The sequence below is a fragment of the Raineya sp. genome, from assembly GCF_053497555.1.
In genome coordinates this window covers 1-19,068 of the sequence record NZ_JBRCWE010000076.1, presented here as the reverse complement: position 1 = coordinate 19,068, position 19,068 = coordinate 1, and the positions used below count along the sequence as shown (strand labels likewise).

21 protein-coding genes are annotated in these 19,068 nt (G+C 36.6%); 10 read left to right on the top strand and 11 right to left on the bottom strand.

Annotated features, from left to right (window positions below):
• Positions 1-130: 130 nt before the first annotated feature.
• Together ACWITO_RS10415 and ACWITO_RS10410 are read right to left on the bottom strand one after the other, a co-directional pair.
• Complete coding sequence (locus ACWITO_RS10415; protein WP_448529933.1) at positions 131-364, bottom strand: hypothetical protein; 234 nt, start codon at positions 362-364, stop codon at positions 131-133.
• Positions 365-368: 4 nt separating this feature from the next.
• The gene (locus tag ACWITO_RS10410; protein ID WP_448529932.1) at positions 369-1,100 is read right to left on the bottom strand and encodes a hypothetical protein; all 732 of its coding nucleotides are present in this window, start codon (positions 1,098-1,100) and stop codon (positions 369-371) included.
• A 422-nt stretch (positions 1,101-1,522) separates the two neighbouring features.
• Here ACWITO_RS10410 and ACWITO_RS10405 point away from each other — a divergent pair, with 422 nt between their 5' ends.
• The 5 genes from ACWITO_RS10405 to ACWITO_RS10385 all read left to right on the top strand — a co-directional run bounded on the left by ACWITO_RS10405 (position 1,523) and on the right by ACWITO_RS10385 (position 10,377).
• The gene (locus tag ACWITO_RS10405; protein WP_448529931.1) at positions 1,523-4,840 is read left to right on the top strand and encodes a caspase family protein; all 3,318 of its coding nucleotides are present in this window, start codon (positions 1,523-1,525) and stop codon (positions 4,838-4,840) included.
• 17 nt (positions 4,841-4,857) lie between these two features.
• A complete protein-coding gene (locus tag ACWITO_RS10400; protein WP_448529930.1) occupies positions 4,858-6,054 on the top strand; it encodes a WD40 repeat domain-containing protein in 1,197 nt (398 codons plus the stop codon).
• A gap of 66 nt (positions 6,055-6,120) precedes the next feature.
• Positions 6,121-6,954 (top strand): hypothetical protein, encoded by an 834-nt coding sequence (locus tag ACWITO_RS10395; protein ID WP_448529929.1) that lies wholly within the window; start codon positions 6,121-6,123, stop codon positions 6,952-6,954.
• Entirely contained in the window at positions 6,955-8,169 is a 1,215-nt protein-coding gene (locus ACWITO_RS10390) for a CHASE2 domain-containing protein (protein ID WP_448529928.1), read from the top strand.
• Between the two features lie 228 nt (positions 8,170-8,397).
• A complete protein-coding gene (locus ACWITO_RS10385) occupies positions 8,398-10,377 on the top strand; it encodes a hypothetical protein (protein WP_448529927.1) in 1,980 nt (659 codons plus the stop codon).
• On the opposite strand, the gene ACWITO_RS10380 is transcribed toward ACWITO_RS10385, so the two are convergent.
• Genes ACWITO_RS10380 through ACWITO_RS10370 form a run of 3 tightly spaced genes read right to left on the bottom strand, consistent with a single transcriptional unit; the run spans position 10,273 to position 12,312 of the window.
• Positions 10,273-11,178 carry a DNA adenine methylase gene (locus ACWITO_RS10380; protein ID WP_448529926.1) on the bottom strand — a complete coding sequence of 302 codons (906 nt, stop codon included), beginning with the start codon at positions 11,176-11,178 and terminating at the stop codon, positions 10,273-10,275. The two genes, ACWITO_RS10385 and ACWITO_RS10380, sit on opposite strands and share 105 nt — an antisense overlap.
• A complete protein-coding gene (locus ACWITO_RS10375; protein ID WP_448529925.1) occupies positions 11,175-12,002 on the bottom strand; it encodes a DNA-methyltransferase in 828 nt (275 codons plus the stop codon). Before ACWITO_RS10375 ends, ACWITO_RS10380 begins: the two co-directional genes overlap by 4 nt.
• Entirely contained in the window at positions 11,986-12,312 is a 327-nt protein-coding gene (locus ACWITO_RS10370) for a helix-turn-helix domain-containing protein (RefSeq protein WP_448529924.1), read from the bottom strand. The genes ACWITO_RS10375 and ACWITO_RS10370 overlap by 17 nt, the downstream gene beginning before the upstream one ends.
• Before the next feature lie 84 nt (positions 12,313-12,396).
• Between ACWITO_RS10370 and ACWITO_RS10365 the strand changes: the two genes are divergently transcribed.
• Entirely contained in the window at positions 12,397-12,555 is a 159-nt protein-coding gene (locus ACWITO_RS10365; protein ID WP_448529923.1) for a hypothetical protein, read from the top strand.
• A gap of 19 nt (positions 12,556-12,574) precedes the next feature.
• Here ACWITO_RS10365 and ACWITO_RS10360 read toward each other — a convergent pair whose 3' ends face one another.
• The 5 genes from ACWITO_RS10360 to ACWITO_RS10340 form a co-directional block, all read right to left on the bottom strand.
• Positions 12,575-13,384, bottom strand: a complete 810-nt coding sequence (locus tag ACWITO_RS10360) for a purine-nucleoside phosphorylase (RefSeq protein WP_448529922.1) — start codon at positions 13,382-13,384, stop codon at positions 12,575-12,577.
• 79 nt (positions 13,385-13,463) lie between these two features.
• Positions 13,464-14,033, bottom strand: coding sequence for a sugar transferase (locus ACWITO_RS10355; RefSeq protein WP_448529921.1), 570 nt, complete (start codon positions 14,031-14,033; stop codon positions 13,464-13,466).
• Between the two features lies 1 nt (position 14,034).
• Positions 14,035-14,397, bottom strand: coding sequence for a hypothetical protein (locus ACWITO_RS10350; RefSeq protein ID WP_448529920.1), 363 nt, complete (start codon positions 14,395-14,397; stop codon positions 14,035-14,037).
• Between the two features lie 83 nt (positions 14,398-14,480).
• On the bottom strand, positions 14,481-15,350 hold the full coding sequence (locus tag ACWITO_RS10345; RefSeq protein ID WP_448529919.1) for a hypothetical protein: 870 nt from the start codon (positions 15,348-15,350) through the stop codon (positions 14,481-14,483).
• Entirely contained in the window at positions 15,334-16,302 is a 969-nt protein-coding gene (locus tag ACWITO_RS10340) for a deoxyhypusine synthase family protein (RefSeq protein ID WP_448529918.1), read from the bottom strand. Before ACWITO_RS10340 ends, ACWITO_RS10345 begins: the two co-directional genes overlap by 17 nt.
• 298 nt (positions 16,303-16,600) lie before the next feature.
• Here ACWITO_RS10340 and ACWITO_RS10335 point away from each other — a divergent pair, with 298 nt between their 5' ends.
• The 3 genes from ACWITO_RS10335 to ACWITO_RS10325 all read left to right on the top strand — a co-directional run bounded on the left by ACWITO_RS10335 (position 16,601) and on the right by ACWITO_RS10325 (position 17,515).
• Complete coding sequence (locus ACWITO_RS10335; protein ID WP_448529917.1) at positions 16,601-16,786, top strand: hypothetical protein; 186 nt, start codon at positions 16,601-16,603, stop codon at positions 16,784-16,786.
• 78 nt (positions 16,787-16,864) lie between these two features.
• Positions 16,865-17,152: a hypothetical protein gene (locus ACWITO_RS10330; RefSeq protein ID WP_448529916.1), complete on the top strand. Its 288-nt coding sequence runs from the start codon at positions 16,865-16,867 to the stop codon at positions 17,150-17,152.
• Positions 17,153-17,254: 102 nt separating this feature from the next.
• Complete coding sequence (locus ACWITO_RS10325; RefSeq protein ID WP_448529915.1) at positions 17,255-17,515, top strand: hypothetical protein; 261 nt, start codon at positions 17,255-17,257, stop codon at positions 17,513-17,515.
• 49 nt (positions 17,516-17,564) lie between these two features.
• Here the strand turns inward: ACWITO_RS10325 and tsaE are convergent, their stop codons facing one another.
• Positions 17,565-17,996 (bottom strand): tRNA (adenosine(37)-N6)-threonylcarbamoyltransferase complex ATPase subunit type 1 TsaE, encoded by a 432-nt coding sequence (gene tsaE / locus ACWITO_RS10320; RefSeq protein ID WP_448529914.1) that lies wholly within the window; start codon positions 17,994-17,996, stop codon positions 17,565-17,567.
• A 67-nt stretch (positions 17,997-18,063) separates the two neighbouring features.
• Here tsaE and ACWITO_RS10315 point away from each other — a divergent pair, with 67 nt between their 5' ends.
• Positions 18,064-18,825, top strand: a complete 762-nt coding sequence (locus ACWITO_RS10315; protein WP_448529913.1) for a septal ring lytic transglycosylase RlpA family protein — start codon at positions 18,064-18,066, stop codon at positions 18,823-18,825.
• The last annotated feature ends 243 nt before the right edge of the window (positions 18,826-19,068 follow it).

Here is a 19,068-nt window from a genome sequence, read left to right as displayed (position 1 = left end):
AACTTTCTGGTCAATTTGTGGTCTGGAATTATTGCCTACAAATTCCTAGATAAAAAGCCCACTATTAGAGATTTTCAAGAAAAAAATCTACTTACAAATTTTGAACTTTTTCAAGATATTGCCGCTTAACTCACGTTAAATTATTTACCACTTTTTCAATTTGAACCTGAAAACCAATTCCATTACCAGCATTATATTGAGTTGTAAAAGTGGTGTCTATCAAATTAGGAATGATAATTTTGTTTTCTATCGAACTCTGCTTGCTTCGCCTGATGTTCTCCCAAGTCAAATGAGCATTAAAAAACCATTTTTGTGCAAATAACTGATGCGATAAAATCCAAAACAAGAAAAAAAGCTTTTTCATAAAATTATTTCTTTTTGAACAAAGATTTAAGTTTAGAAGAGTTTACTTGATAGGCTACGCGAACTCCCGATGTAAAATAAGGTTTTTCCCATTCGGCATTTCCAAAAGGTAGTAGGGTTTGAGAAAAATATCTGATGGATATAAAATTATCTTCTTTGAACTTGTAAGATAAATTAATACCAAAACTGGGGCTATATCTTTGTAAAAAACCTTCGTACTGGTTGTAAAAACTACCTCGTACAGATGGTGAGTCAACTTGAAGGTAATATCTTTTCCCTAAACCCAGATTTATTCCTATGGTAGGGGTTAGCTCAAGCCTTGATTGAAAAAAATTAAAGCTATACCCCCAGTGTAGCGGTATTTCTATTTCTGGTTTTAATATGTAGTCTATATTTCCAATTTCAACCAAACGACCGGCGAAAACTAAATCGTTTTCAAATGATATTTTTCTTTGAGGTATGTAATAAAGTCCCGTTGAAAATATCCAGTGTTTAGAAAGTTTTTTCTCTGCCAAAATGCCAAACGATACTCCTCTACTTCCTTTTACAATAGGAACCGCTTCAATTCTTGTGCTGTCATTCAATCGGAAGCCTCTCACAACACAGCCATCACAACCTTCAAAATCGCTTCTTACTCGCTCATACGAAAATTGAAGCCCCAAACGCCAGTCTTGTGAGTTTGCTTTGAACACAAACAAGACAACTACTAAAATGCTTGTTAAAAGACTTTTTTTCATATTTACACCATTCTAATTGCAAAAGTAAAAAAGGTTTTCCTACAAGCAAAATCTATGTAGTCGTCCCTTAAAAAGTCCGTTTAGAAAAAATTAAAGAACAACAATAGAAATTTCCTTCCAAAAAAGTGAATTTTAAGATGTTTTTTTCGGGCTTAGAGCGATGATGTCGCTTAGAGCGACATCATCGCTTGCTACCTCTGTATGCGTATATCACAAGTTTTTTGTCATTTTGCTCATCTTCTTGCAAATTTTTTCACATTTTTTACAAACAAGATTTTGATTGTCATTTTTTTTGTGTACTTTTAGGGGACAACTATTCTACTCTTTTCACAAGATTTTCATAAAAGATTGTTTTGGCTAAATATCCATTTTTTCATTTTCTAAACTTATGCCATTATCTTTGAAACCAAACTTTCAAAATAATGATTTCATTTCGTTTTACTTTCTTGACTTCAATGCTACTAAGCCTTGTTTGTTTGGGGCAAGCAGATAAGGCAGAAATCGTACTTCAATCGCCACATCAATATACAACGCGACTATACAAGGTCTATCGCCCTGCCAATTTAATGGCTTCGGTTGAAAATGGATACCTGAAAATATGGGATTTGCAAAAAAAAGCCTTACTAAAATCCATTTTTTTAGAAAACAACAGCGGAGCAGGCTATCAAAATATTAGCTTCATTGGCAATCCGAAACAGGTTTATTTGGAAACGATTGATACCACTTTTCTTTTCAACTTAGAAAAACCCGAAGGCTCAAAGGTTGTCCCTTTCAAAGCTGTGATTTTGCCCCGAAAAGATTTTCCTATTATTCGCTTTCTGAAAGATAAAATGCTTTTTGTATCATCGGGAGAAGGAAAAACGCTCATTGGTACAAAGCATTTCAAAACCAAAGAAAATGAACAAAAGATATTAAACTTTCAGGCAGATTATTTTTGGGTAGATTCTGATGCCAGATATTTAGCCGCTCATAGTTTTTTTAAGGGTGAAATTTCTTTCATCAATTTGGCAAATTATGAAGTTGTCCAAAATTTTAAGGTAGAGCCTCAACGTTTTGTAGAGGTAGATTTCAATGATTTTGGCTATGCCGTTGTGAAGCATTTTAAGGGGCGTACCTTTTTCAATCTCAATCAAAGAAAGATTATACTTGAAAAAAGTAGGGAAATTTCTAAAATTAGCATCGGAGAGGATAAAATTACCTACTACGAAAATGGAGAGCATTATAGCTACGACCTGAATACAGGGAAAACGCAAGTCATAGCTATTCAAGGAGAAAAATTTCACGTATCTCCTTTGTATGCTTTTGCCGATAGCCGATTTCTGTATTTTTCGCAAGGATACCCCGTAGAATTTGACACCCAAAAGCAAAAAACTTTCAAGTGGGGCAAGGCAAATGCTTTATTTCTGCCCGATTTCGTGGATAACAAAATTTGGTATTTCTTGCAAGACCATACCGAACAACCTTTCATTTTTTTTGATATAGCTTCTCTTGGCAAACACGTGGAATCTAACAAGAAAAAGCAATCCGATTTTTTCACTTTCAAAAAAGATAAGCACTATGAAGTTGCTTTTGATTTTGATGAAAATATTGTTTTGGAAAACTACTCAACTACCCGACAAATTGCAGAAGGAACTTTTCAGCTAAAAGCCTTTCAAATCAAAGATTTATCATTCAAAGAGGCTTTTAACTTGAATCTCGGCGAAAATCTTGGCTATCTGCGGAAGTATAATCATCAGAAAAAGCAAGTGATGTTTGCCAGAGGCGAGGCTAATCAATGGACTTATACGATTGTTGATGTAAAAAACAATAAAATATTGAAAAAAATCAATAGCCATTTGCCACTTGTTAGCTGGAAAGACGACCTTATGCTCACGGCAGATGCTTTGCAGTCCGAAGCACAACTTAGAAAAATAAGCAATAATCAGGTGATTTGGGAAACCAAAAATCGCTTCTTGAACAAGCCTATCCTCACCAAAGATAGTAAATTTTTGCTAACCCTTTTCTTTGAGAAAGGCAAAGAGTATTTGAGTGTGTTTGATATTGCTCAAAAAAAGGAAATTCATCAGATAGCCTATGCTCAAAATGTTTTTTTAGAGGTTTTCTATGATGTCCAGACACAAAGAATTTTTGCCGCAGATAGAACAGGGCAAGTGCAGGTTTGGCAGATAAGCAACTTTGAAAAAAAGCAATCTTTTCAGAGCGAGCAAGAGGACATCAGACGCATAGAACGCTTGGGTAAATGGATAGTTACCGAAGACAATTACACCAAGAAATTTTGGGACGCTACTTCCTTTCAACTTCAATTTACTTTATTTTCTGTGCAAGATGATAAAAATCCCGAATTTGCTCATTTTGCCGTAATGACCCCTGACGGGTATTATTATGCCGAAAAAAATATTTTGGATAAAATTAAGTTCAGAGTAGGGCTCAAAATATACGATTTTGACCAATTTGATTTGCAGTACAATCGTCCTGATATAGTCTTGGAGCGTATCGGGCTTGCCCCCAAAGAACTGATAGAAAGCTATCGCAAAGCCTACGAAAAACGCCTGAAAAAACTCAATTTTGACCCCAAAAACTTTGAAAAAGACCGCTCTTTCAATGTTCCCGAAGTAGATTTCCCAAAACGTAAAGGGTATTTTGAAATTAGCAAAACACCCATTTACGAATTAGCCGTTAGCACGCAAGATGCTCGCTATGCTTTGGATAGGCTCAATGTATATGTGAATGGTGTGCCACTTTACGGCAAGCAAGGCAAGAGTTTAAGAGAAAAGAAAACACAGAAATATAGCGAAAACTTGCAAATTGCCTTATCGCAGGGTAGAAACTTGATAGAAGTAAGCGTCCTGAACGAAAAAGGAGTAGAAAGTTTGAAAGAGCGTATAGAAGTTGATTATGAGCCAGCTGTACCACGCAAGCCCGTTTTGCATTTGGTAACGATAGGTGTCAGTGAGTACGCCAACTCGCAAATGAACTTGAAGTATGCCCGCAAAGATGGAGAAGATTTGGCAAAGATGTTGCAAACACAAAAAGGGGTATTTAGCGAAGTAAAGCACTATGCCTTGTTTAATAAAGACGTAAGCCGAGAGCAGGTGCAGGCATTGAAGCAGAAATTAGCTCGGAGCAGTGTAGATGATGTAGTGTGGATATTTGTTTCGGGACACGGCTTGCTGGATAAGGACTACGACTACTATTTAGCAACTTATGAAGTAGATTTTGGAAATCCTTCTGCAAAGGGTTTGCGTTATGAGGAATTAGAGGAATTGATAGAGAGCGTACCTGCTCGTCAGCGGCTATTGATGATAGATGCTTGCCATAGTGGAGAGATAGATAAAGACGAGATAACCCAAGCGAGCCAAAGCGAAAGTTTGCAAAAAGAGGGCTTGAAGTTTCGGAATTTTGGGACAAATATCAAAAATAAGAATGTGGGTTTAGCGAATAGTTACGAATTGAGCAAGCAATTATTTACAGATTTACGGAAAGGTGTGGGGGCAACGGTGCTATCGGCGGCGGCAGGTGTAGAGCTGGCACAGGAGAGCGATAAATGGCAGAATGGAGCTTTTACGTATTGCTTGCTACAAGGTTTGCAGAGCGGCGAGGCAGATAGCAACAAAGATGGAGCAGTAATGCTATCGGAGTTGCAGAAATATCTCTACGAATCAGTACCCAAACTGACAGGCGGCTTGCAACAACCCACCTCACGCATAGAAAACTTAGTGAATGATTTTAGAATTTGGTAATAAAAAAATAGAACATTATGCGTACCTTTTCTTTGTTTATTCTCCTTTTTTGCTGTTGGCATTTATTGCTCGCCCAAGAGCAAGAACCTTATACCTCCAAAAATGATTATTGGCATAGTATTGCTGTTCCTTTGGAGCAGAAAAATATAATGATTACTATGCACCGAAATAGTACCAACAACTATTTCAAGGTATGGGATTTGGCAAAAGGCGAGTTTATCAAGCAATATCAAATAAAAGGTATTATACACGATTGGAGCGATAAAAACCACAAACAGGTATTGCTTTTGGTACAAAATAAAGCCAATCACTTTGAAGTCTGGAATGCCCAAACAAGACAAATTGTGAAAAAATTTCAATTGCCTATTTCTGCTAAAAAAGCTATTCATTCAATAGCCATTGCCCCTGATTTATCTTTTGTGGCATTTATGCTGGAGCAAGACTATAATAAATTGAAGGTTTGGGATATTCAAAACAATCGGCTGTTGTATGAAATAAACGACATTATATATGGCAATCATATTTGTATTTCTCCCAATGCCGAGTGGATAGTGCTTACCAAACCTGGACCAGGTTTTGCATTTATCAATCATAAAACGCAAAAATATCAAGAGCATCGCTATCCCGAAACCTACGATGGCTCAGTACACGACTATTCTTTTTCTGCCGATGGTAAATATTTTGCCGTTGCCGCCGATGAAATCGGAGCTACGCTGATAAAGATGGATTCTCCTGATAAAGAAATTTTCTTACGAGAAATTAATGATGAATCCATAGGGATAGGTAGAGCCATTTGCATTTCCCCTAACCAAAAAGAAATAGCCGTATATGGAAATAGTTTAGGAGGAGTTTTCAGCCTTTCAGGGAAACTAAAAACTAAATTGCAAAATACTCTTGATTTCCATAGTTTTAATATAACTGCTAACGGAAAATATTTACTTACTATTGATAAAAAAGGAGCTATAAGAACTTACGAGATGAGTTCGGGAAATTTATATCTCACTTTCCTGCATAGCACCGATGGAATGATTATTTTCTCACCTGATGGCACTTATTCTGCCACTGAAAAGGCTAAAAATCAAATAGAAAACAAAAATATTCGTTTGCAGGACTATAACAATTCTCTTGGAGTGCCTTATACACACGAGCCTAGCATTTTCAAGCATTATAACCCTGATGCAATTTATCAGAAACTTCGGCAATTGAGTAATTGAAGTAGAATTTTGAAGAATTTGCAAAACTTAACGAAAGTTTCTAAATTTACCCAAAACAAAAAACTAATGAAGCGTAATCTATTTGCACTTTTTCTTGCCTTTTTGTACTCTTTCAATATTTTTGCCCAAGACCTCTATATTGTGCAGAACGTCAAGGGGGAAGTAAAAAAGGCAGGTGTTTTGCTAAAAAAAGGCGATAAGGTAAGCAGTACCGATAAATTGTATTTTGGTAAGGGGGCAGTAATGCTTGTAAGCAGTCAGAAAGTAGGGCAAATGGTGCTTTCTGCTAAAGAAAAAAATGCTACCAGCGAACTTGCCTACACCATTAACGACCTAATGCCACAATCCAAGAAAGCTAGCACAAGGTCTAACATCATACTGAACAATGCTTTGGATTTTCAAAATCATTTCGGCTCTAATTTTCGGGTATATGGGGATAAATATCACGTAAAAGTGGCTTCTGCGTATGCCATAGATAAAGAAAATCGCTTTTTCTTTTTACAAATGTCGCACAGCTCCGAAAAAGACCCCTTCAATAAGCAACTTTACGGGGAAAAAGAAAATTTATATTTCCTTGCCAAAGAAATTTTTAGCCTCAACGAACAACCCATTTCGCCCAAAGATACGAAAATTTTAGGACTTTACTTCTATGATAGCAAAGCCAAAGAATTTCCCAAAATCGCCGCCTTTCAGTTGGAGTTTGTAGATGATAAACGTTTGTGGGAGCGTGTAGAGCCACTTGCTCAAATGCTTGATAAATCTAAATTGGATTTAGCCTCTTATGATTTGTTCTACGGAATGGTAAAAGATACGGCAAACGAACTATTTGGTGAGTGCGAAAAAGATGGATTAGAATACTGGCTCTATCAAAAATTTGGTATCCAAAGACCTGCAAAATAAATGCATCCAAAACTTTGGAAATATCTTTTTGCCGCTCTCAATGCTTTTTTAATGCTTATTTTTGCATTTTACCTTCTTTCTTTACCTTATGTACACGGCGATGATATGCTTATTATTGAGTATGGGGCAAAAATTAAGAACATTTTGTTAGGTTTAGAGCGAAAGCCCCCCAGAGATAGTTTTATTTTTATCAATGTTGCTTACGATAGACAACTTTCCGACAAACTGGATACCAATGGCTTTGTAATTGGCAAAGAGGCAATTGTACATAGAAAAAAATTAGCTCAATTTTTTGAAATTATTGGAAAAAAGCCTCAAAATCAGAAATTTATCCTTTGTGATATACATTTCGCCGACTCTTCAAGTGCCAATCTTTGCGAGGGCGATAGCCTCTCTTATGATTTCAGACTTGCCAAAGCCCTCGAAAAACTCCCTAATATTATTCTAAGTTACCATTTAGACGATGAAGGCAAAGCCGAATATCCCATTTTCAGAAACGTACCAAGAGGTCTTTCCGATTATGCCACCCCCGATAATATTTTCCTCAAATTCAAACTTGTTTTACAAGATAGCTTGAAAACTACCCCCCTGCTGATGTATGAATATTTACACAAAAAGAAGTTGGAAAAGGGCTATTTTTTTGATAAAATAAATGGCGATTATATTCTAAACACCTTTATTGTAGATTTTCATATCCGTAATTATGACCTTTTCTTGGCAAAAGAAACTTACAAAGTAGATAATTTGGAGAATATTCTTTCGGGAGCAATGAGTGAAAACGATATTTTGGAATATGTGAAAAATAGAATTATCATCATTGGCGATTTTACGCTTTACGATACCCACCAAACTATTTACGGCGACACAGCAGGCTCACTGATTTTGCTGAATACTTATTTGGCTTTGGTGAATAAAGACAATAAAATTTCTTTTTGGTTGGTTGCTTTTCTGTATGTGGGCTTTTTCTTGGCTTCTGTGCAAGCCTTCAAAACCGAAAAACAAAAAAATAACTCAAAGCAAAACCTACTGAGAAAATGGCTTTCTTATCTTGATTACGTTCTGATACTTATTCTGACTTCTATACTCACATTTTTTATTTTTGAAGTGGGTGTAAGTATTCTATACCTTTCCGTTTATTTGTTTCTGATAAAAAGTTTTGGGAACATTGTTTTCAAAAAACTTTATGCCTCCAAAGCAAATCTTAAAATTGGATAATATAAAAATGCAATACGTAATTGTGTTGCTGAAAGATGATTTCATCATTAAAAATTGGGTCTATTTGCTTGTAAATTTGAGAAAAAAATCTAATATTGCGGATATTAAGAGATTTGTTGAAATTTTGAAAATTTTTCTTTGCTTTGCTCAGAAATTTTCAGAACTTCGTAGATTTCCGCCCCGTTGCAGGCAAGCATAAGAAAAAAACAACAAAACAAAAACCAAAATATGAAACTACGAATTCACGGAGATAACATTATTGAGTGCGAAAGAACTTTATATTTGATTGCAACAGCCTACCAAACAGAAATAAAAAGGAAATCGCAATGCTTGTATCTTCCTGAATTTGAATTGATTAAAAACGGAAAAATCATTGCAAGCGTAGAACTTTTTGCAGGACACGACAGATGGAATATGAGTATTGCAAAAGTATTAGCCGACTATGGCTCACCTTTGCGAGAAGCCACAGATGCCTACATTACTAAACTCAATGCAGACGGAACAAAAGAACAATTATTTTTAGCCATAGAATATTGTAATGCACTACCCGCAGGAAACAATGCTTGGCAACGAAACGGTAGAGCCATAAGTTGTGCAGAGTTGAGTATTCCCTACTTGTACTTTGCAGAAATTGGTGGCGTAGAATTAGACGGTGATAGAAATGTAAAAGCTCCAAGATTTCCCAACCCGATAGTTCCTTTTTCTTATCTTACGGCAAGTCTTTCTTTGAAAGTGGTTTGCATTCCTGTGTACGAATCGCACCCTGCTATTACAGAAGATTTAAGAAAGACTTTTACAACAGTTTTTGGGCTAAGAGAAAGTTTGAAACTTATCAAAGCACTTTTAGACGAAACAGATACAACAAAACCACTTGATAATCTGATTGAAAAAGGGACAGCCTTAGTCAAAATTCTTTCAGACGAAAGGAAACGAATAGACACCTTGAAAGATGACGAATGGGCAAATTTTTTAAAAAATACGACAGGGCAACAAAAAGCAAATTGGCTTTCTAAATTTAGCAAACACCTTGTATGGAAGAAAAAGCAATCAGAAAAGGTAAATGTAACCGCAACTTTCAAGAAATTACTTACCCAAACGCAAAAATTAAATTGCCTTTCCGTAGGGGCATCTGAAATCCCAATTTGTTTAATTCCAAGCGAAAAGATTGCAGATTTTGCTAACCTAATTCAAAAAATCTACCCCAAGCAAAAAACATTTCATAAAACCTTAACGGAATTAGGAAAACCCTTACTAATTGTTTGGATTACAGGTTTTAAGCCTCGTGGTGATGATTCCCGACCTGATAGGGGTTTAGTTCCTTTGGCAAGAATGCTTTTTGGAAATAGTATTGATATTTTATCGGTTGTTTTTGGTCCCGCAAAACCAACAACTTGGAAAACTTTTAAGCAAAGTCCTGAAAAATTAGCCCTTAATAACGGACTTTGGCAAGCAGTAATAGGTTTGAGTAACTTCGTTTTTGCGGATAGCCCAACATCTGAATTTGGCGAACTTTTTTACGAAATCACCCGACAACTCAAACGAAACACAAAACCTGTTATTTTTGAAAGTGCATCAGCCACTAATCAATATTCTGAACAAGATACAGACACCGCTATTCATTCTTTGTTTTCCAAACAAGAAAGTTTAGGCATTTTTGAAAGTATGTGCAATCCGCCTGGTGGCGATTGGTCAGGCATTAGCGTGTTGGATTTCAAGACATTGGAAGAATATCGGTGGACATCTTTGCCAAGAGTTTCAGCAGTAGAAGGCAAACGTCCCGACCACGTTATACAAATTGTAACAGCAAAAGACTTAATTTTTCTTGCCATAGAATCCAAAGACAACGCAAAAGATTTGGAAAAAGAAATAGGGACAAGATTAGTTACCTATCTCAAAGAGTTACTAAAAGTTGCCCCAACTGCACACAAAACAAAGGGAAAAGATTGGAAACTTTACGAAGATAAGAAAACGCCTATTACCAAATTTAAGGCGTTTTCAGGTGCTGCATTTTGCTTTAAAAGCGTTGATGAAATTGACAACGAAATGCAAAAAGGAAATTTAGATTTTGTAATGGCTTTTGAATTTAAGCCACAAAAACAAAAATCAATCTTGCATCTCAAAACTACTGTGCAGAGCCAATTTTTGGTGGGCTTGCTTGCCGAAATCAATAAGCAATTCGTTAGCGGGCTTAAAATTGAGATACACTGATTCGTAAACCGCATCAATCGTAGTTTTCATCATTTTTGTAAATGGCGAATTTCCTGTTTTGATAAAAACTTTGTGCTTATAGATTTCTTTTGGCAATTCGTAATCATACTCACGATTTCCTGCATTGCCATCAAAAGTTAAAATCCATTTCGCACCAATCGTATTTAAACGGTCTAATTCACTATAAAATTTTTCTAAATCAAAATCTATTTTGGTGTAACGGTCTTTTGTACCGCCATAAGGCGGGTCTAAAAACACAAAATCACCTTTTTTTACATTTGCCAGAACTTCGGTATAGTCTAAGTTGTAAAACTCAACATCTTTGAGATAGTAATTCCATTTCAAAATAATTTCTTTAAGAGTTTTGGGATTTATACCTGGTCGTGTCAAGTGAAATGAGTTATTAAATTCGCCTTTTTCGTTGTAACGAATTAAACCATTTACACAAGTACGAGTAAGAAACAGAAAATCAAAGCAGTTTTTAGTTTCGTTAAACTTATCTCTAATTTCGTAATAAACCTGATGCCCTTCTTTTTGCAATTTTTCCCAACGAATTTGATACTCAAAAGCCGTTTGTTCGGGTTCGTTTTTTATGGCTTTCCATAAATCTACCAACTCGGGAATAATGTCATTGGCTATTCCATTTTTGATATTGCGAAAAGGCAACATAGCCCCACCACCCACAAAAGGCTCAAAGTAAGTATTTCCGTCTGTAATCAAACGGCTTAAATCATTTGCCACTTGTCGTTTGCTACCCGACCATTTTATGACAGGTTCTAAGGTTGATTTTGGCTTTATCATTGGAATAATGCTTGTTTTTGATTAAATAAAAAGTGTTCAATGCGTTTTTTTGCCAATTCAAAATATTCTGCATTAGTTTCAAAACCAACGACTTGCATACCATATTTTAAACCCGCAATCATTTCTGTTCCCGAACCTGCAAAAGGCACTAACAATTTACCATTTTCCAAGCCCGAAATCATCAAAAGCCTATCCGCAACCCTTAAAGGTTTTTGCGTAGGGTGCGTACCAAAAGCCAATTCATCTTTGGCTTTGTTGTTTGGAATATCCCAAACAGTACGTAGTTGTTTGTCTTGTTCTTTGAGATTATCACTTTCAAATTTTGCCTTTTTTACAGCCTCATAATTAAATAAATATTCTCTTTTTTCGCCCCCTGTATGCACCCACAAAATAGTTTCGTGGCTTGCAGTTAATCGTCTTGCCGAAAGATTAGGAAACGCATTGCGTTTATACCAAGAAACCTCGTTTATAATTTCCAAGCCCAATAATTGACAACAAACATTTACAAAACCCGAATTATGGTAAGTAGAATGTATCCAAATTGAGCCTGTTGGTTTTACCAAGCGTTTTACTTCTTTGAGCCAAACAAAGGTGCTTTCAAATAATTCGTTTTGAGAAAGTAAGTCCCAAACTTCACTTGTCAATTTCCAATTTCCACCAAAACCATTCAACTTTTTTTGGCTATCATATTGCCAATTTGCTTTGGTAGAAGCCCCATAAGGTGGGTCTGCAATGCACAAATCAAAAGAATTATCTGGCATTTCAGACATTCCTATAATAGCATCTTGCAAAATGAGTTTTGCGTTTTCAGTTTCCCAAATCATAATTATTTTGGCTTAAATAGTGAGTAATTTGTTCCTCAACTAACTGTACAGCATTTAGCGTAGTTTCGTTAATACCGTAATCCTTAACTATTTTTTCGGCAGTCAATTTTGCAAGCAATTCATTTTCATTGAGTTGAAAGAAATTTGCAAGGCGTTTGACTTGTTCAATAGTTGGCAATCTTTCGCCACGTTCAATTTTTGAGAGCATTGTCATATCAATATCCGTATCTTTCGCGACCTGATGCAAAGTTAAATTTTGCTCATTTCGTAAAGATTTGATATATTGACCTAATTCTATTTGACTATCCATAGTAAGACTTGTTTTTTTAATACTTGTCAATTTTTGTCAAAATTAAGCCTTTTATTTTAAACAAGCAAGTTTAGTGCGAAAAAAATGCCAGCCTGCAACATTATGTTTGCGAAAAGGCAGGCAAATGTGCGTAATTTTGGCTTTTTACCTTCAAAAAATATTGTACGTAGGGCAAGAGAAGTGCTATTTAATCCCGCCCTTCGCAAAACTTTTCCGTTGCTGGCAGGTGTAACGAACCAATAGAATAAAAAAAGAACAACTATCAACACACTTTCACGAGCTGACTAAAAATCTTTATCATTGCGGGTTGAGCTTTTTGAGCGGCGACAATCACATCGGCTATATCTACTTTCTTGATTTTACTTTCATGTCCTACATCAGTAATAACCGAAATAGCAAAACACCTCATTCCCTGATGATTGGCTACAATCACTTCGGGCACCGTACTCATACCCACTACATCTCCCCCAATAATTCGCACAAATTTATATTCAGCTTTGGTTTCAAGGTTAGGTCCTTGCACGCTCACATACACGCCTTTATGGTAACGTATCCCTTCTCTTTGAGCAATTTTTTCAGCTTCTTCTATCAATTTTTTATCATACGCCTCGCTCATATCGGGAAACATCGGTCCGAGCTTGGGATAAGGATTGCCACGCAAAGGATTTTCGGGTAAAAGGTTGATATGGTCGGTGATAATAAGTAAATCGCTAATTTCCATATACTCGTGTAAGCCCCCCGAAGCATTGGAAACAAGCAAGGTCTCCACGCCCAGCAATTTCATTACTCTTACAGGAAAAGTTACCTGCTCCATAGAGTAGCCCTCGTAGTAATGAAATCTACCTTGCATTATCATTACTTCCTTGCCCGAAAGCCTGCCTATAATTAGTTTGCCCTTATGGCTTTCAACGGTAGAAACAGGAAAGTTCGGAATACTACCATAAGGAATGGTTTGTTCTATTTCTACGTGATTTACCAATTCGCCCAATCCTGTTCCTAAAATAATGGCAATTTTGGGTTTTAGTTTTAACTTACTTTCTAAAAATTTGCTGGTTTCTAAAAGTGCTTCCATATCTTATTGATGTTCAGTGTTTGATGTTCAAACCTTTAAGGACTTTATCTCTCATTTTTTTCTGCCTAACATTTATTTTCTAAAATTCTGTTTTTGGTTTCCAAAAAAATTTCTTTTTCCCCAAAAAATACTGAAAAGTCTGCAAAATTATTTTCAAATCCAAGAGGAAAGATACATTTTCGGCATAATAGGCATCTAAATTAGCTTTTTCGGTAAAAGAAGCTTCTTTGGGCAGTTGGAGTTGTGCAATGCCCGTAATACCGGGCAAAACATTGTGACGTTTTTGCTGATAATGGTTGTAATGTTGCAAATACTCTTTAAGAAGCGGTCGGGGACCTACCCAACTCATTTCTCCTTTCAAAATATTGAGTATTTGAGGCAACTCATCAAGATTGGTTTTTCGCAAAAAACGCCCCACAGCAGTAGCTCGCTCTTCGTCTGTGCCTTCTGTATCTTGTAAGGTTTTGAACTTGTAAATCTTAAAAAGTTTTCCCCGATAGCCCGGTCGCATCTGCACAAAGAAAATTTGCCCTTTTTGGGTAAAAAAAAGCAGAAAAAAAACTGCCACAAACAAGGGCAGTAAAATAGGCAAAAATATTACTATCAGCAGTTTATCAAGCAGAGGCTTGCCGTATTTTGTGTAAAACATTTTACTTTTGCAAGAAAATTCGCTTGGTACTATTGTTGCGAGTATTGCCCACTTCTACCAAAAACACTTCGGAGCGATTGTTAGTCATATCAAATTCTCGCATATAGCGACCTTTTTGGTTAGAAACATCTTGTGCTACCTGATTGCCAACCATATCATATACTTTTACATAGATAGGGTTGCCATCGGGATTTTCAAAAAGTACAGCAAAACGGCGTGGAGCAGTCAAACGAACCTCAAAGTCTATGTTTTCGGGATTAGCCAAAGCTTCTTGTTCAGGCTCTAAGCTGGTAGTTTCTTTTGCCCAAACCTGAAAGCCTAAAAGTAAGCAGGAAAGTAGAATAATGTAAAGTTTTGTTTTCATTTGGTTTAAGATTTTCAAAACACACTTTTTCGTAAAGATTACTGCAAATCTCTTGCCAAATGACACAACTACTACGACTTTTTTTACTGAAAAGTGTAAATGAACATTCGGTTCGTAGTAAAAAGATAAATACGGGTTGAAGTCAGTAGAAAAAAATCTTTGTAACTGTGTTCAATAGGCAAACTTATTTTGCGTTCTACATTTTTTTTGTAAAGGTGTTGCAAATATAGCGTTTTTTCTTGTAAATACGCAATATGCTCACCCCAAAAATTGATAAAATTTATGTTACGAATTTGCAAATTTTTTTTGAAATTTCCAAAATTATCAAAGAGAAAAATTCCAAAATTTTTATCTACCAAAAAAACCTGATTTTGGTATTCACGCAAAAAGGTTATCTGATAGTTTTGAGCGGGGAAAAGCAAATCGCAAGGAGTACGCACAAGCACCTGCTGATTGCGATAATCATATTTTTTTAGGCTGAAATCTTGGTCATCAAAAATCCAGAGATAGCCATCGTTGCTGTAATTGAGCAAGCGGGCAAAGCCAATCTGCTCGCTTGGAAGCGTGTAGGTTTCAATGGGAGTAAGAAAGCGATTAAGCCAAGTAAAGCGTTGCAAATCTTTGTAAAAAGCCAAAATTTTCAATCCTTTCCAAGCCTCCAAAATATGGATAGTAGCTGACTCTTGGGGAGCAAACCGCCTAATGCTATCACCATTTTCGTTGTAATGCGTAACATTGCCCTGCAAATCGGCAAGAAAAATATTGCCGTAAATATCCATTGAAGCGGCTTGTGGCTCTGCAATCGCAACCTGCCTGAAAAGTTGTATTTGAGCAAAAGTATTGCTTTCAGCAAAGAAAAACCCATAGAGCCAAAATAAATGTAGAAACGCAAAACGATGCGTTTCTACCCAAAAAGATAATGTAAAAGCAATATTTCTACCAGCCCAAGACATAGGCAAAAATCAGTGGAGCGACAATGGTTGCATCACTTTCTATAACAAATTTTGGCGTCTTGATGTCTAATTTTCCCCAAGTAATTTTTTCATTCGGAATTGCCCCCGAGTAAGAGCCATAAGAAGTGGTAGAATCGCTAATCTGACAGAAATAGCTCCAAAAAGGCACATCGTGCCACTCTAAATCCTGATACATCATTGGAACAACACAAATTGGGAAATCGCCCGCAATCCCCCCTCCTATTTGGAAAAATCCTACTCCTTTGCCTCCACTATTTTTTCTGTACCAATCGGCAAGCCATACCATATACTCAATGCCGCTTTTCATTGTGCTGGCTTTTACATCACCCTTGATAACATAGCTTGCAAAAATATTACCCATAGTGCTATCTTCCCAGCCTCCTACTACAATAGGCAAATTTTTTTGAGCCGCCGCTACCATCCAGCTATCTTTGGGGTCTATTTCGTAGTAAGGCTCCAAGACACCGCTCAAAATCATCTGATACATATATTCGTGAGGGAAATAGCGTTCGCCTGCTTCATCAGCCTTTTTCCATAGCTGAAAAATATGCTTTTGTAACTTACGAAAAGCCTCTTCTTCGGGAATACAAGTATCTGTTACACGATTTAGTCCTTGTTCCAAAAGTTCCCATTCCTGCTCGGGTGTGAGGTCGCGATAGTTGGGTATGCGTTTGTAATGCGAATGAGCCACCAAGTTCATCAAATCTTCCTCCAAGTTTGCTCCTGTACAAGAAATAATATGCACTTTGTCTTGGCGTATCATTTCGGCAAGCGAAACACCGAGTTCGGCGGTACTCATAGCTCCTGCAAGCGTAACCATCATTTTACCACCTTCGGCAAGGTGTTGTACATAGCCTTGTGCCGCATCTTTGAGTGCGGCGGCGTTGAAGTGCCTATAATGATGTTCTATAAATTGTGAAATTGCTCCCATAACGAATTGTTTTAGATTTTTTTGCAAACATACGAAAAAAATATAGCTTTGCACGAAATTTTGTATTGAACTTAAAAAGTAATTGTTTAACTCTGGTTTGTAGAGTGGAAACAGGAAACAAGAGGCAGGATAAAGGATTTTAGAGAATTGTGGTCAGATACAAAACTTGGAACTCATACTTATCGCTTCAAAATTTGAACCTCAAACTCTAATACTTTGTTGATTTTTTTTTAGACTTTGGGGTTACCTTCTAAAATTTTTGGTATAAAAGGCAAAATTAACCTAAACTCCTACTCGTATGAAAAAAATCTTGTTGCTTCTTAGCCTTGCTGGCGTTATGACTTTCGCCGCTTGCGAAAAGAAAGAAGAAAAGAAAGAAGAACCTAAAACTGAAAACACTGGCTCTGAACAAAAAGCCGAGCAAAAAGATGAGAAAAAGCCTGAAATTGTAGAAGAGAAAAAAGATACTACCAAGAAAAACTAAAATTTTCTCCTAACTCTGATAAGATGGTATCATCTTATCAGAGTTTGTTTTTTTCTAACCTTAAACCCTGAAATGCTTATGAAAAAGCTATTTTTAATGTTTGCCCTCGCTGGAATGGTAGCTTTCGGTGCTTGCAAAGCTGATGAGGAAACTCAGAAAAAACAACAAGAAGCCAACGACCCCGCCAAAGTTCAAAGCGAGGCTGGGGAAATGCCTGAATTTGATGAGCAAGGCAATCCCATTGAAAAGAAAAAGGATAATGCCTCTGCCGCTGATACTACTAATAAAGTAAAAGACGAAAAGAAAGCTGACGAAGCTAAAAAAGATGAGAAAAAACCCGAAGGCGGTAAAACTGAAAAACCTTAATAAAAAATTTTCAAAATTTTTGGGTTACCTTTTCGGTAACTTGGTATAAAAAGCAAATTTCAACTAAAAATTAGTTTTTAACCTTAAAAACCCTAAAAAACAATGAAAAAGTTATTTTTGATGTTCGCAGTAGCTGGTATGCTTACTTTCGCCGCTTGTGGTGGAGAGAAAAAAGAAGAAGCTAACAACGAAAACAAAACTGAGCAAAAGCAAGAAGAGCAAAAACCTGCTGAGCAAACTCAACCTACTCCTCAAGAGCAAACTCAACAACCTGCTCAAGACACAGCTAAAAAAGCAGACGCTCCTGCTGACGCTAAAAAAGAAGCTCCTAAAGCTGAAGAAAAACCTGCTGAGAAGAAGTAATTTTTCTCACAACCTTCTAAAAAAACCTTGCCCTCAAAAGCAAGGTTTTTTATTTTTCCCATAGTTCAAACAGCCTTGCTTGCTCGCCTATAATCATAATTTTAATCATCAAATAATGCGAAGGCAGTAAATTCGGTATCTGAAAAGCCCATTCTACCAAACACAAAGCGTTTTTGTCATAAAAATACTCCTCATAACCTATGTCAAAGGCTTCTTGCTCGGAGCGTATGCGGTAAAAATCAAAATGATAGATTTTTCTACCTTTTGCTTCGTATTCATTTACTATGCTAAATGTGGGACTTTGTACCTCACTTTTTACCCCCAACTCCTTACAAATAGCTCTGATGAGCGTGGTTTTTCCTGCTCCCATTGCCCCTTCCAATATCCAAAAATTCCAATCTTTCCCTAATCTTACAATCTCTTGGGCAATTTGAGGCAATTCTGAAAGATTAGAACAGGATAATTCGCTAATTTTCTGCATTTTTGAAAAAAATTTGGCAAACTTTACTTAAAAGATTATTTTTGCATTTGGCAAAATATAGTATAAGATGAAAACTTATATCCTGATAATTTTACTTTGCCTGCAAATATCCGAAAACTTTGCACAAGGACAAAAATTTACGCAAACAGGTGTTGCTTCGTATTACGCAGGAAGGTTTCACGGCAGAAAGACCTCTAGCGGCGAAATTTATGATTCAAAAAAACTCACCGCCGCCCATCGTACCCTCAAATTTGGTACAATGGTAAAAGTTACTAACCTCAAAAACAATCTTTCTGTAATTGTGAAAGTCAATGACCGAGGTCCCTTTGCACACAATCGGATTATTGATGTTTCGCAAGCCGCCGCCCAAGAAATTGGTATGCTCAAAACAGGCACCGCCCAAGTACGTATTGAAGTAGTAGGCGAAAATGGCAAACTCTTTGAACCCGAAACTCCCAAAGAACCCAAGAAAGATACTACAAGTATTGCCCAAAATACTCCTAAACCTACGCCTAACCTAAACCCCACCCCCGCCGCCGATACTACTTTCCTTACAGGAAATACTTACAGCCTTTGGGGAACAAAGAAAAATCCGAAAGGTATGGGCATACAAGTCGGCTCTTATGGCGATTTGGAAAACGCCAAAGACCTTTGCAAAGACCTTCACAAAGCAGGTATCCAAGAAACTTACATTCAAGTCGGTTGGAGTGAAAAACGCATTTACAGGGTACTCGTAGGTGCTTTTACCGATGAAGAAACAGGAAAAAAGCAATTAGATGCTATCCGAAAGGCTGGTTTTGATGGCTTTGTGAAAAAACATTTTGACTAACGTGAGTTGCAAGATTAAAAATTTGATTATCAAGTTTTTATTTTTAATAACTTAAACCACCCCTTGTTCCCCTCCTTGAAAAGGAAGGGAGATAATTGCACCTAAAATTTTGATTTTCAGGTGTATAGCTCCCCTCTCTTTTTGGAGAGGGGCTGGGGGTGAGGTCAAAAAACAAAGTATAACAAAAAAACTAAATTTTTTAACAAATTGTATTTCAAACACTTTGTACTTATAACTCACGTT